Source organism: Saccharopolyspora sp. NPDC002376 (assembly GCF_053593195.1).
Genome location: NZ_JBSFBZ010000058.1, coordinates 19,833 through 33,164, shown reverse-complemented (window position 1 = coordinate 33,164; position 13,332 = coordinate 19,833). Strand labels below are relative to the sequence as shown.

Sequence of the window (13,332 nt, the reverse complement as noted above, 5' to 3'; positions counted from 1 at the left end):
CATGTGCGGAGTCACTCGTCGATCGACGGCCACGCCATTCCGGGCCAGTCCGACCGATCTCGGATTCGACACCGTCACGCTGAGGAGCGACGTGCACGTCCTCCAAGCCCGCAGCACCTTCTGGCCGGCGCCGGGGAACATCTTGGTGGTCGAGGACGACCAGGGTGTGGCGCTCTTCGACTGTGGTTTCGGCACCGAAGAAGCCCGAGACGGCCTCGCAGCAGCACTGGAGACGTTGGGCTACGAACTCGACGCTGTGCACACGGTTGTCGTCACCCACCCGCACCTCGACCATGCGGGTGGAATCGCGCTGCTGCCGGGGCACGTGCAGGTGCTGGGACCGTCGAGGGTGGGATCGCTGGTGGCCGATGCGTCCGCCGCTGCCGAGCTCATCTTCCCTGCCGCGGTCCGGGAGATCGCTCCTGAGCGGGCCGATCTGGACATCGTCGAGCACTTCCGTACCGACTGCGGGGTGGCGCCGACCCCGGTGCCGACCACGCCGGTCGAAGCCGGCGACGTGATCTCGCTCGGGCGTACTCGTTGGGTGGCCGTCTCAACGCCGGGGCACGAGTCGGGAATGTTCTCCTACTTCGAGCAACAGCTCGGCATCCTTGTCTGCTCCGACATCCTGGCCTCGCGCGGCACCGCGATTCCGTGGTACGCGCCGGGCGGGGGCGGCACGGCCGCCTACCTGCGGGGACTGTCGAGACTGTCCGAGCTCGAGATCACCCTGGGCGTCCGGGGACACGGGGACGTGATCTATGGCGCCGCACCTGTCTCGCAGGCGGTGACGGCCACCGCGAGTCGCATCACGCGTCGCACCGAGGCGGTGCGGGAGGCCTTGAGCGCTCGACCGCTCACCTTCGCACAGCTGGAGCAGCAGATCTACGCCGAGCGTGTCTACGAGGTGATTCCGTGGGCCGCGAGCGTGCTCGCCACTCATCTGCTCGAAGGTCTCGAGGACGGCACGCTGCGCCGCGAGGAGGACCTCTTCGCGGCCACGGCAGGAACGGAGGTACGGGTATGACGACACAGGTGCGAGAGCAGCAACCCGGGCTCGACGTGGACGTGCTCAAGGGGGACCACCGGGCCATCGCCCAGGCCATCACCCTGGTCGAGAACGGCGAGGGTGCCACCGATCTGCACGCCGCGCTGTTCCTCCAGACCGGTCGAGCCTTCACGATCGGGATCACCGGCCCCCCCGGGGCGGGGAAGTCGGCGCTCGTCGACCAACTCATCGCCCAGTATCGTGCGGAAGGGTTCACCGTCGGCGTCCTCGCCGTCGATCCGTCTAGCCCGTTCACCCATGGCGCCCTCCTCGGTGATCGGATCCGGATGCGGTCCTTCGCCGGCGACCCGGGGGTGTTCGTCCGGTCGATGGCTAACCGCGGGCACGTCGGGGGTCTGGCGCTGGCCACCCCGCGAGCGATCCGGATCCTCGACGCCGCCGGATTCGACCGGGTGCTGGTCGAGACGGTGGGCGTGGGACAGTCGGAGATCGACGTGGTCGGTGCGGTGGACTGCACGATCGTCGTCGACGTTCCGGGCATGGGGGACGTCGTGCAGACGATGAAGGCGGGCCTGATGGAGATCGCCGACCAGTTCGTGGTGAACAAGGCCGACCGCGACGGCGCCGCGCGGCTGGCCCGTGAGCTGCGGCGCCTGCTGCATGAGCGAGAGGGCGAGCGCTCGGCCTCGACCGTCGCGTTGACCCAGGCGCACAAGGGCATCGGTATCCCCGAATTGGTGGAGTCGATCGAGCGGTTCCGGTCGCGCCAGACCGAGAGTGGCGCGCTCACCGAGCGCCAACAGCACAACCTGGCCCGGGAAGTGGCCGCGTTCGTGGGAGAGCACGCACGCCGGCGACTACTGGGCGAAGACCAGCTACGGCTGCCCGAGGAGACGCTCGCGGCTCTCCGGCACCGCAAACAGGATCCAGAAGGACTCGCTCTGGCCATCGTCGAGGCCGGGCTGCGTCCACCGGCTGCCGCCAAGGAGGCACCGTGATCGAGTCGTTTCTCGTGGCCAACCGTAACGAATCGTGCGGGCAATTTCGTTAACTTGCACTACGATTCACTGCTGGCCAAGTTGTGCGTCTGGCACAAGACCCGCGACGCTGCCGTGGCACGGGCGCGCGCCGCGGCAGCCGAGTTCCGGAGAACAGGAGTCAAGACCAACCTCGAGTTCCTCCGCGACCTGCTGGACGCCCCAGCCTTCGTCAGCGGCGAATACGACACCCGCTTCGTTGAGTCCGGTGGCGTCCCCAAACGGTGACTGTCCGCCGAGCGGACGACCTGAGCCCGCTCCTGAAACCGGCCATGACTCGGTCAAGGCAGATCGTTGTCCCACACCACTTTGACCCAAAACCGATCGCGAAACCACAGCGTCCGGAATCCGAAGTGAGGAGTTCAGGACAATGTCGGACAATCTCACCATGGGAAGCGTTGTCAGACGCGCTGCGACCCAGTACCCCAATCGGACCGCGATTATCTACGAAAACCGGACGTACACGTACGCAGAGTACAACCGGCGGGTGAACCGCGCGGCCCACATGCTCACGGAACTGGGGGTGGCGTTCGGTGACCACATCGCGGTGCTCGGGCGGAACTCCGTGGAGTACTTGGAGGTCTGCCACGCATCGGCCAAGATTGGTGCCGTCTTCGGCACCGTAAACTGGAGGCTCGCGCCGAAGGAGATATCGTTCATCGTCACCGACAGCGACTGCAAGGTACTCGTGGTCGAAGCCGGTTTGCAGGACGTGGTGGCTCCGGTCCTCGACGAGATGCTTGGGGTCACGGTGGTTGTTTTCGATGGCGACATCACGCTCCTGGGCGCGCTGTCCTACGAAGACCTGACCGAAGCCGCATCCGACGCCGAGCCGTCCGCCGAGGTGGGGTGCGCCGACGACGCGCTCATCATGTACACCTCAGGCACGACCGGTCTTCCGAAGGGCGCTGTGCTGACGCACGGCAACGTTTGCTGGGACGCCATCAGCTATCTCACCTACGCGTCCCCTGCGCAGTACGACGCGCTGCTGGTCGGCATGCCGATGAACCACGTGAGCGGCCTGCACCTGCAAACCTCAGCGTTCCTCATCCGCGGGCTGCCGTTGGTTCTCATGCGGCAGTGGGAGCCCCAGGAGGCTTGCCGCCTCATCCAGAAGCATCGGGTGACAGTAGCCACGATCCTGGTCACCCCGTTGCAGCAGCTCCTGGACTTCCCTGAATTGGCCGACTACGACCTGACCTCGCTTCGGCTCGTGCTCACGGCTGCCGCCAAGTACACCCGGGAACTTCCCATCCGGACGATGCACCGACTTTCCCTGGACAGGTTCCTGTTCGGTTATGGCCTAACCGAGGCTGCGCCGTTGGTCAGCGTCACCGAGTTGTCCGGAGAGGCACTGGCGCTCGAGAACACCTTGGGCTTCCCGCTGTGGTACAACGACGTCCGGGTGGTCGATGAAAACGACGAACAGGTTCCCGAGGGTGAGATCGGCGAAGTGGTGATCCGGGGCCCGAACGTCTTCAAGGGGTACTACAAGCGACCGGATGTCAACGCGGAGGTCCTGCGCGGAGGGTGGCTCCACACAGGGGATCTGGCTTTCTTCCGAGACAACTACCTGTTCTTCGTCGACCGAACGAAGGACATGATTAAGAGCGGCGGCTTCAATGTCTATTCGCTCGAGGTCGAGATGGGGTTGCTCGCCGCCAATCCACAGCTTGCCACAGCGTCGGTCATAGGTGTTCCCGATGACAAGTGGGGCGAGGCTGTGGTGGCCTTCGTGGTGCCACATCCAGGAGAAGCACCCACGGCCGAGGAAATCATCGCGAATGCCCGGCGGCACATCGCCAGCTTTAAGCTACCCAAACGCGTCTATTTCGTAGACGAGCTCCCGACGAACGTGTCCGGCAAAGTCCGGAAGACCGTGCTCAGAGAATGGGCGTCCGAGCGCCTCTCCACCTCCTTGGAGGGTCAATCCGCGCTGGCTTGAGCCATGCGGGCGGAGGCCACGTAGCCTACCGAAATACGAATCGGTAGGCCGCGTGCGGAGAACCGCACGTTTCGCTCGAAAGGAGAGAAGGGAAGCAGGCTCGCAGGCGCGCTGTGCCCCGGTACCAATGGTCAACCTCACTCGTATCTACACCCGCACCGGCGACGCCGCCGAGACGCGGCTAGTGTTCTGAGTCGTTAGTTCGCGGTCGAGGCGGTGATCGCGAAAACACTTGAGGAGAAACCGGATTCGGACACGCACTGGTCGACGCAGTCGATGGCCGAGGCGACCGGGATGTCGCAGTCGGCGATCTCGCGGATCTGGCGTGCCTTCGGCCTGAAACCCCACGCGGTGGAGTCCTGGAAGCTCTCCACCGATCCGCAGTTCGTGGACAAGGTCCGTGACGTCGTCGGTCTCTACATGGCCCCGCCGGAGAACGCCCTGGTCCTCGCGGTGGATGAGAAATCGCAGATCCAGGCGATCGACCGCACGGCTCCGATCCTGCCGATGATGCCCACCACCCCGGTGCGCGCCACCCACGACTATGTCCGCAACGGCACCACTAGATTTGTTCGCTGCGTTCGACATCGGTTCGGGTTCGGTCATCGCCCAGTACTACCGCCGCCACCGGCACCAGGAGTTCCTGCGGTTTCCTCAAGCTCATCGACCAATCGGTGCCGAAAAGCCTTGAGCTGCACCTGGTTTTAGATAACTACGCCACTCATAAGACCCTGAAGGCCAAGGAATGGCTGATCCGGCGCCCCCGTTCCACCTGCACTTCACCCCGACCTCGTCGAGCTGGCTCAACCTCGTGGAACGCTGGTTCGCCGAACTGGCCAACCGCAAACTCCGACGCAGCGCCCACCGCAACGTGGTCGAACTCGAAGCCGACATCCGCAGTTGGATCAACAACTGGAACGCCGATCCCAAACCCTTCGTCTGGACCAAAACCGCTGACCAGATCCTTAAAACCCTCGCCGCATGCTGCAGCCGAAATACCGACTCAGAACACTAGAAGCAGCATAGGTGGAGCCCTCCACACTTCGGGGGGAGAGCTCAGCAATCAGTTCCCCGGTTGGCGTGGGCGTCGTTCGCAGCAGACTCGATTGTTCTGATGGGAAGCCTTGGTGCGGATTTCCGGGGGTCTTCGCACGCCTTGATGCCAAGGCGTGCTGAGGTCATGTCGATGGTCGACAAACCGAGCGTGCGCGACCGCGCTTTTCCCGGCGGTCGCGCACGCGCCGACCGCGTCAGGAGTCATCGCCTGCGATGTTTGCGACGGTGTTCTCGAAGCTGGGGCGGTTGATCATCGCGTAGGCGTAGATGGCTGCGCTGAAAACCGCCATGATCACGGTGCCGGAGACCATGCCGATGGGACCGTTGCCGCCCGGCAGCAGGGCGTCCGGGTCGGCGCCGAACTCGCCGAAGTAGCTGATGATCGCCATGCCCGCGATCCACAGCATGCACCATGACCCGGCGCGCAGGTCCAGCGCGGGCAGTTTGCGCCGGGCGAACCGCCGGTAGCCGATCAGGAAGATGTAGCCGAGCGCGATCGCCAGGAAGAGCTTCTCGTTGATCTGCCACCCGGTCCAGAACACGATCAGGTTCGCCGACAGGAAGCCCAGGTAGGCGATGGTGTCGCCGCCGGGCAGCCGGAACGGTCGCGGCTGGTCCGGCAGGGTTCGCCGCAGCGCGCCGTAGACCACCGGGCCGAACGCGAAGGTGAGCACCGTCGCCGAGGTGATGAAGCCGATGATCTTCTGCCAGCCGGGGAAGGGCAGGAAGAACACGCAGCCGAAGACGAAGGTGAACACTGCGGCCAACCACGGCACACCGCGCCGGTTGAGCTTGGTCAGTGCCAGCGGTGCGTTGCCGTTCTGGGCGTTGGCGTAGGCGATCCGGGTGGTCACCGCGGTGTAGATCAGCCCGGTGTCGCCGGGGGAGACGATCGCGTCCGCGTAGAGGGTGATCGCCAGCCAGGTCGCGCCGAGCAGGGTCGCCAACCCGGCCAGCGGGCCTGCGACGTCGGTGAAGGTGACCTCGGACCACCCGGCGCCGAGCAGTTCGCTGGGCAGTCCGGTGAGGAACGCGATCTGCAGCAGCACGTATAGCAGACCGGTGACCACGATGGAGCCGATCACCGCGAACGGCACGTTGCGCTGCGGGTTCGCGGACTCACCGGCGAATTCGACGCCCTGCCGGAAGCCGAGGTAGGCGAACACGATGCCGCCCGCGGGCAGCGCGGTGAACACCGCGGCGCCGCCGTTGGGGAACATCCCGCCGTGCGCGACCAGGTTGTCCGGGTTGAACGACAGCGCGAAGAACGCGCCGACCACCACCACGATGACCAGCAGCTTCCACCAGACCAGCAGGTCGTTGAACCGCACGAAGGCCTTCACCCCGAGCACGTTGATGACGCTGAACACCGCCATCAGCGCGATCGCGACGAGCAGCCCGGACGGGGTCGCGACCAGCACGCCGTCCTCGGAGGTCATCAGCCACGGCAGGTAGGGCTTGGCGTACTGGATCACCGCGAGGACCTCGCTCGGCGCGGACGCCGCGCAGGCCACCCACATCACCCAGCCGGCGAAGAAGCCCGCGAAGGAACCGAATCCGTACTGCGGAAACCGGATGACCCCACCGGTCACCGGGAACATCACGGACAGTTCGGCGAAGGTGAGGCCGATCAGCGTCACCATGACCGCACCGATGATCCAGGAGAAGATCGCACCGGGACCGGCGATTTGCGCCGCGCTCAGCGCGCCGAACAGCCAGCCCGAGCCGATGATCGATCCGACGCCGGTGAACAGCAGGCTCCGGCGCCCGATGTCCCGGCGCAGCCCGGTGTCCATCCTGACGGTGGTGCTGCGACTGCCTGGTGTGGTCGGTGAAGGTGCTGCCATGCCGTGCCTCCCTGCAGGTTCGGTGGGACGCGCGGGACGCGGGGTCAGCCCCGGCTGACCAGTTCGGTGAGCAGGATCTGGGTCCTGGTGTGCACGACTGCCTTCGTCCGCTGCAGCCGCAGGATGATCTGTTCGAGGTGGTCGGAGTCCCGTGCGTGGAGCAGCGCCAGGGCGTCGGCACTGCCCGCCGTGGTCCACGCCCGCACGATCTCCTCCTGCTCGGTGAGCAGTGCGGTCAGCGCCTCTCGGGTGATCCCGGCGGCGGCGAAGACGCCGATCAGGGCTTGCAGTCCCAATCCGAGCCTTCGCCGATCGAGTTGAACCGTGTACCCGCGGATCACACCCGATGCTTCGAGCCGCGCCATGCGACGTTTGACAGAGGATGCGGCGAGCCCGGAAACCTCGGCAAGACGTTCCAGCGAGGTTCGGGCATTTCGGCTGAGTTCGCGCAAGATTCTTCGATCTACGTCGTCCATGTCCGGGATTCTTGCATTTCCGGGGGAAGTTGCGGTCGTTTCATCGACATCGGTTCCGGCGCGACTTAGCTTCCGGCGTATGGAGATTCGCCGGAGGACCTCATCGGCCGAGATGCTTTCCGCGGTTGCCGCGGACGTGTTCGGGGTGGCAGCGGAAGTCACGCCGTTGCCGGGAGAGCGCCACGCCAACGCGCGGCTGGACGTCGGCGGCAGCCCGCGCTACCTGCTGAAGGTCTACTCGGCGGACACCGCGGAATCCGATCTCGCGCTGCAGAACGCTTTGCTGGTATGGCTTTCCGATGCCGGCACGACGACGCTGGCGGCGTCCGGCACCGCCGTGGTGGACGGGGAATCCCGGACCGCGCACCTGCTCGACTGGGTGGACGGCCGCGAGTGGTCCCAAGCCGGTCCGCCGGAACCGGCGCGGTTCGCGGCCTTGGGCGCGGCGGTCGCGCGGCTGGACCAGGCGCTGGTGGGCTTCGAGCACCCCGAGCTGGATCGGGCCTACCGGTGGAACCCGTTGCAGGCGAAGGAACTCCTGGCGATGCTGCCGCTGGTCGACGAGACCGATCGGCCGTTCGTGGCCGCGGCGCTGCAGCGGTTCGGCGAACTCCTGCCGGATCTGCTGGAGCTCCCGCAGCAGGCGATCCACAACGATGCCAACGATAACAACGTGATCGTCGCGTACGACGGGTCGATCGCCGGGATCATCGACTTGGGCGATGTAGTGCGCGCACCGCGTGTCTGCGGGCTGGCGGTCGCAGTGGCATACGCGCAGCTGGGGGTGCCGGACCCGGTTTCCGCAGCGTGCCAGGTGGTTTCCGGCTACCACCAGGAATCGCCGCTGACCGCGGCCGAACTCCGGTTGCTGCCCGAGCTGGTCGACGCCCGGCTCGCGATGAGCATCACCAACGCCGCCGAACAGCGCGTCGCCGACCCGGGCAACCGGTACCTGTCGATCAGCCAGCCCGCGATCCGCGCGCTGATCTCGGACCTAGCCGCGGAGCCCCGACCGCTGCTGACCGCGCGATACCGCGATGCCTGCGGCTACCGCGCGGTCGCGGCCGAGCGAAACGTCGTGACCTGGTTGCGGTCGGCCGCCTGCGATCCGGCGCCGATGCTGCGCACGGATCTGAGTACGGCTGACGTGCACTGCATCGACTGGACGGCGCGGGGACCAGCGGAATTGCAGATGCAGCGCGGTGCGGATCGGGTTGCAGCGGCCATCGACGCGCAGGTCCGGGCCACCGGCAGCGCTATCGCGCTGGGCCGGTACCGGGAGGACCGCGTCGTGTACCGCTCCGAGGCGTTCGCGGGGCAGCGCGGCCGACGCAGCGTGCACATGGCGATCGATGTGTTCACCGCCGACGACGAGCCGGTGTTCGCGCCGCTGGACGGCGTGGTCGCCGCGGTGGACTACCGCCCGGCGGACTGCGACTACGGCGGCGTGCTGCTGCTCGAACACCGCTGCGGGGACGGTACGCCGTTCTGGCTGCTGGTGGGGCATCTCAGCGAGGCGAGCACGACCGAGCTGCGGCCCGGCGACGCCGTCCGGCGAGGCGAGCGGATCGGCTGGACCGGTTCGGCGCCGGAGAACGGCGGCTGGCCACCGCACATCCACGTGCAGTTGTTCACGACCTTGCTCGGTCGCTCGACCGATCTGCCCGGCGCGGTGCGCCCGGACGAGGTCGACGTGTGGGAGAGCATCTCGCCGAACCCGAACCTGATCCTGCGCGCGCCGGAGCCCACCGCGGTCGATCCCGTCCGCTCCGCGGCGGACATCGCGGCTCGTCGCCGGACGAACCTGTCCACCGCGTTGTCGCTGAGCTACGCCGAGCCGCTGCACATCGTGGCCGGTGAAGGCGCCGAGCTGATCGATGCGGACGGGCGGCGCTACCTGGATCTGGTCAACAACGTTTGCCACGTGGGGCACTGCCACCCGCGGGTGGTCGAAGCGCTGTCCGCGCAGGCGGCGGTGCTCAACACCAACACCCGGTACCTGCACGCCGGGATCACCGAGTTCGCCCGGCGGCTGGCGGCCACGTTCCCGGATCCGCTGAACGTGGTGCTGCTCACCAACTCCGGCAGCGAGGCCAACGACCTGGCGCTGCGGCTGGCGCGCACCGCCACCAGGCGGGAGCACGCGTTGGTGCTGGACTGGGCCTACCACGGCAACCTGAGCTCGTTGATCGAGATCAGCCCGTACAAGTTCAACCGCGCCGGTGGCACCGGGCCGGGGGAGCGGGTGCGGATCTGCCCGGTTCCCGACCCGTACCGGGGCGAGTTCGGCGGAGATGGCCCGCGGTACGCGGCGGAGGTCGCGGCGCAGTGCGCGGAGCTGCCGCCCGCCGCGTTCATCCACGAGTCGGTGCCCGGGTGCGCCGGGCAGCTGGAGCTCGCCGATGGTTACCTCGAAGCCGCCTACGCGGCCGTTCGCGAGGCAGGTGGTCTGTGCATCGCGGACGAGGTGCAGTGCGGGTTCGGCCGGGTCGGCACGCACATGTGGGCGTTCGAAGCGCACGGCGTGGTGCCGGACGTCGTCACGCTCGGCAAGCCGATCGGCAACGGCCATCCGATCGGCGCGGTCGTGACGACACCGCAGGTGGCGCGGCGATTCGTGACCGGCATGGAGTACTTCAACACGTTCGCGGGCAATCCCGTTTCCTGCGCGGTGGGCCTCGCGGTGCTGGACGCGGTGGAGGACGAGCGGTTGATGGCAAACGCGGCGACCGTCGGCGCGCACTTCAAGGACAGGCTGTCGGTCTTGGCGGCGCACCACGAGGTAATCGGGGACGTGCGCGGGCGCGGGCTGTTCCTCGGCGTCGAGCTGGTTTCCGACCGCCGGCGCAAGGAACCGGACGCCGCGGCGGCGCGGCGGGTCGTGGAGGAGGCCAAGCGGGAGGGCGTGCTGCTGTCCACCGACGGGCCCGCGGACAACGTCTTGAAGATCAAACCGCCGGTGGTGTTGACCGTGGACCAAGCAGATCGCGCGGTGGCGGTGCTCGACCGCGCGTTCCGGGAGGGGTGAAGCCCCGGTGCCGCCCCCGGGCTGATCAAGACGCGGCAACTCCCCGGTAATCCAACTTCAGGTGTCCAGCCAGCTGAGCCTGCTCGGCGACGGGGCGACGCACGATGTGCGGCTCAGCTACGAACCTGCCGAAGAACTGGCGGAGCACCCGTAATCCACTTATGGACCCGCGAACGGGAGCAATGCGCCGGTTGCGGCGTGACCATGGGCCGCCCGTTGTGCATGGAGACCCACTCCTGCTGGTGATTGATGCGGTCCAACAGAGTGGATCGGCGATGATAACGAGGCGGGCATGGAAACTTTCCGTTGATCACGACGGCCTCAGCAACCTCATGATCAACCAGGACCATGCCCGCTCCCTCATCTACCCTGCCGGGCGCCGCGCCTTGACATTCAAACTCCTGGGGTTTCTTTCAGTTCGCCGCTACCGGTTGCGAACCGGGGTGCCGGAACAGGTGGCCGTGGTAGCTGCCGCGGGCGGTGCGGATGGCGACTGTTGCCCAGGCGACGAGTAGAAGCAGGTAGAAGGCCATGGCGGCGGCTGTGAACATGATGGAGCCGGTACGGTTCGACAGTGCGCTGGTTCCGGTCACGATCGTTCCTACCGGGAAGGTGAAGCTCCACCACGTCAGCGCGAACGGCAGCTTCTGACGCGCGGTGCGTAGCGTGAGGCTGACCGCGAGGACAAACCAGAGCATCGCGAAACCCCAAGCGGGCAATCCGTAGAACAGGCCAAACGCTGCGGCGGCGTCGCCGTAGGGAGCGGGCAGGATTCCGGAGGCGTTGTCCGCGAGCAGATTCGCAGCGGTGATGGACTGGCCGAGAGGACCGAGGACAATCCACACCGTGGGCACAGTGGCTGCGGCGCCGGTTTTGTGCTGCACGAGCCGTTGCCACACCTGCGGGACGATGCACATGGTCGCGAACAGGCTGATGCCGAACAGTGCGTAGCAAGCCATGAGCATGCCCAGCTGGGCTTGTCCGGCGGGCAGGTAGGGGATCAGCAGGGAGCCGTTGGCGGCCGACACCATCGGCGGTACCACCGGCATCAGCCAGCCTGCGAATGCGCTGTCGGACTTGATTTCGTGGCTGGTCATCATTCGATAGGGGATCCACACGCTGGTCACCACGCCCAACAGCGTGCCGACGGTCCACAACGTCCAGTCGATGTACAGCGCCGGGGGCAGACCGATCCAATCCTTGCCCAGCAACAACGCTCCGGCCCCGACGGTCATCAACGCCATCGGTGGAGCACCCCAGAACTGCGCCATTACCGGATCATGTGCATGAGCCCGGGCCCTAGCCCGGTGTCGCGTCCAGTGCACCAGCCATGCCGCACTCAGCGCGCAGAGCATGAATGCCGCGAATGCCCACACCACGGTGGCGGCCAGGCGCAGGCCGGGAATGTGCACGGGAAGGCTGGCCGCCGCGTTTGCGACGATGCCGGTTCCCATGATCGAAGCGAACCAGTTCGGGCCGAGGTTGGCGAACAGTTGGGCGGGATGATCCAGGTCGCGGAGAAAACCGATGCGGGGCTCGGCTGTTCGGTGGTGCGTTGTTCGCGTCGGTGTTGCCATGCTTTCACAATCACGCGTTCGATCCCGGCCAGGTAGGGGCCTATCTGCGATGGAAGCATAAGCTCTGGTTATGCCGCTTTCCGCTCGGGTCGTCGACCTCACCGGATATGACCTGCTGCTCAGCGTCGCGGAGTTGGGCAGCATCGGGCGCGCCGCCCGCGCGCACCGGATGTCCCAACCCGGGGCCAGCAGCCGCCTGCGCCGCCTGGAGGACCAGGTGGGCGTGTCCTTGCTGGAGCGTTCGCCGAGCGGCGCGAAGTTGACTGAGGCGGGCAAGCTGGTGGCTGCCTGGGCGCGGACCGTGGTGGATGCAGCGGAGGACCTGGACGCGGGCATCGGCGCTCTTCGCGCCGACCGCCGCAGCCACGTGCGCATCGCCGCCAGCCTCACGATCGCCGAGTACCTGTTGCCCCGGTGGCTGGTCGCGCTGCGCGAGGTGGATCCGGACACAGTTGTGGCCCTGAACTCGGGTAACTCGACCGAGGTCGCGCATCGGGTGCGTGCCGGAGAGGCGGATCTCGGGTTCATCGAAGGGCCGGACCTGCCCGAACACCTCGACTCCCGCGAGATCGCCCGCGACGAGCTGATCGTGGTCGTCGCTCCCACGCACCGCTGGGCTTCCCGACGCCGTTCGCCCGACGCCGCTGAACTCGCTCGCACCGGCCTGATCAGTCGCGAACCCGGCTCGGGTACGCGGCTGGCGCTCGAACGTGCTCTGCGCGAGTACGATGCGGGCCCGCTCGCCTCACCACTGCTCGAACTGTCCTCGACCACGGCGATCAAAGCCGCGGTCGCCGAAGGCATTGGACCCGCTGTGCTGAGCGCTTACACCGTGACCCCGGAACTCTCGGCCGGCACCCTGGTCCGAATCCCGGTTGCCGGACTGAGGATCAGCCGCAGCCTGCGAGCGATCTGGCCGCTCGGCCAACCACCCCGGGGACCCGCACGAGACCTCCTTGCGATCGCCCTGCGTCACAAACCCAACCGCCCCTGAAGACTGAGCATGGGTTGTGCGGGCTCAGCCGCGTGTCCCGAACGGTGTTGGGCACGGTGATCGTCCCGTTCCGCACCGTCGTCAGCTCCGGCAGGTTGGCAGCCAATACACGTCCGCCGAGTTTTCCCGATTCTGCAAGGAAAATCACGGTCGTACCAGCGTAGGGCGAACCGGGGTGTGTTGGGACAACGCCGCCGCCGAGTCGTTCTTCGCTTCGCTGAAAAACGAGATGTACCACCGCGAACCGTTCCCCACCCGGGCCCGCGCCCGCTTCGCCGTCGCCGACTACATCGAAGTGTTCTGCAACCGGAAACGACTCCACAGCAGCCTCGGCTACCGCACCTCCGCCGAGGCTCACTGAGA

General features: G+C 66.8%; 8 protein-coding genes and 3 pseudogenes. 8 read left to right on the top strand and 3 right to left on the bottom strand.

The genetic code is table 11. The features are described 5' to 3' along the window. The first annotated feature begins 1 nt into the window (after position 1). From ACWCO2_RS29760 to ACWCO2_RS29740, 5 genes and pseudogenes are all read left to right on the top strand, one after another. Entirely contained in the window at positions 2-1,027 is a 1,026-nt protein-coding gene (locus ACWCO2_RS29760) for an MBL fold metallo-hydrolase (protein WP_450131102.1), read from the top strand. After that, positions 1,024-2,007 (top strand): methylmalonyl Co-A mutase-associated GTPase MeaB, encoded by a 984-nt coding sequence (gene meaB / locus ACWCO2_RS29755; RefSeq protein WP_450131101.1) that lies wholly within the window; start codon positions 1,024-1,026, stop codon positions 2,005-2,007. The genes ACWCO2_RS29760 and meaB overlap by 4 nt, the downstream gene beginning before the upstream one ends. A 45-nt stretch (positions 2,008-2,052) precedes the next feature. Next, a pseudogene (locus ACWCO2_RS29750) lies at positions 2,053-2,274 on the top strand (acetyl/propionyl-CoA carboxylase subunit alpha); the annotation flags it as partial. Positions 2,275-2,416: 142 nt separating this feature from the next. Further along, on the top strand, positions 2,417-3,991 hold the full coding sequence (locus ACWCO2_RS29745; protein WP_450131100.1) for an AMP-binding protein: 1,575 nt from the start codon (positions 2,417-2,419) through the stop codon (positions 3,989-3,991). A gap of 207 nt (positions 3,992-4,198) precedes the next feature. Continuing rightward, a pseudogene (locus ACWCO2_RS29740) lies at positions 4,199-5,006 on the top strand (IS630 family transposase); the annotation flags it as partial. Positions 5,007-5,241: 235 nt separating this feature from the next. Here ACWCO2_RS29740 and ACWCO2_RS29735 read toward each other — a convergent pair. Then, complete coding sequence (locus tag ACWCO2_RS29735; RefSeq protein ID WP_450131099.1) at positions 5,242-6,894, bottom strand: APC family permease; 1,653 nt, start codon at positions 6,892-6,894, stop codon at positions 5,242-5,244. A gap of 44 nt (positions 6,895-6,938) precedes the next feature. Next, positions 6,939-7,370 carry an Lrp/AsnC family transcriptional regulator gene (locus ACWCO2_RS29730; protein ID WP_450131098.1) on the bottom strand — a complete coding sequence of 144 codons (432 nt, stop codon included), beginning with the start codon at positions 7,368-7,370 and terminating at the stop codon, positions 6,939-6,941. A 112-nt stretch (positions 7,371-7,482) separates the two neighbouring features. Between ACWCO2_RS29730 and ACWCO2_RS29725 the strand changes: the two genes are divergently transcribed. Next, positions 7,483-10,398 (top strand): aminotransferase class III-fold pyridoxal phosphate-dependent enzyme, encoded by a 2,916-nt coding sequence (locus ACWCO2_RS29725; protein ID WP_450131097.1) that lies wholly within the window; start codon positions 7,483-7,485, stop codon positions 10,396-10,398. 413 nt (positions 10,399-10,811) lie between these two features. Here ACWCO2_RS29725 and ACWCO2_RS29720 read toward each other — a convergent pair whose 3' ends face one another. Further along, positions 10,812-11,975 (bottom strand): TDT family transporter, encoded by a 1,164-nt coding sequence (locus tag ACWCO2_RS29720; RefSeq protein ID WP_450131121.1) that lies wholly within the window; start codon positions 11,973-11,975, stop codon positions 10,812-10,814. A gap of 70 nt (positions 11,976-12,045) precedes the next feature. Here ACWCO2_RS29720 and ACWCO2_RS29715 point away from each other — a divergent pair, with 70 nt between their 5' ends. Both ACWCO2_RS29715 and ACWCO2_RS29710 read left to right on the top strand, forming a co-directional pair. After that, positions 12,046-12,969 (top strand): LysR family transcriptional regulator, encoded by a 924-nt coding sequence (locus ACWCO2_RS29715; RefSeq protein ID WP_450131096.1) that lies wholly within the window; start codon positions 12,046-12,048, stop codon positions 12,967-12,969. A gap of 97 nt (positions 12,970-13,066) precedes the next feature. Continuing rightward, positions 13,067-13,330, top strand: a pseudogene (locus tag ACWCO2_RS29710) (IS3 family transposase); the annotation flags it as partial. Between the last annotated feature and the right edge of the window lie 2 nt (positions 13,331-13,332).

Excerpts from the sequence above, each read along its gene's own strand:
- ACWCO2_RS29760 (WP_450131102.1), top strand. The coding sequence starts at position 2 with ATGTGCGGAGTCACTCGTCGATCGACGGCCACGCCATTCCGGGCCAGT.
- meaB (WP_450131101.1), top strand. The coding sequence starts at position 1,024 with ATGACGACACAGGTGCGAGAGCAGCAACCCGGGCTCGACGTGGACGTG.
- ACWCO2_RS29745 (WP_450131100.1), top strand. The coding sequence starts at position 2,417 with ATGTCGGACAATCTCACCATGGGAAGCGTTGTCAGACGCGCTGCGACC.
- ACWCO2_RS29735 (WP_450131099.1), bottom strand. The coding sequence starts at position 6,894 with ATGGCAGCACCTTCACCGACCACACCAGGCAGTCGCAGCACCACCGTC.
- ACWCO2_RS29730 (WP_450131098.1), bottom strand. The coding sequence starts at position 7,370 with ATGGACGACGTAGATCGAAGAATCTTGCGCGAACTCAGCCGAAATGCC.
- ACWCO2_RS29725 (WP_450131097.1), top strand. The coding sequence starts at position 7,483 with ATGCTTTCCGCGGTTGCCGCGGACGTGTTCGGGGTGGCAGCGGAAGTC.
- ACWCO2_RS29720 (WP_450131121.1), bottom strand. The coding sequence starts at position 11,975 with ATGGCAACACCGACGCGAACAACGCACCACCGAACAGCCGAGCCCCGC.
- ACWCO2_RS29715 (WP_450131096.1), top strand. The coding sequence starts at position 12,046 with ATGCCGCTTTCCGCTCGGGTCGTCGACCTCACCGGATATGACCTGCTG.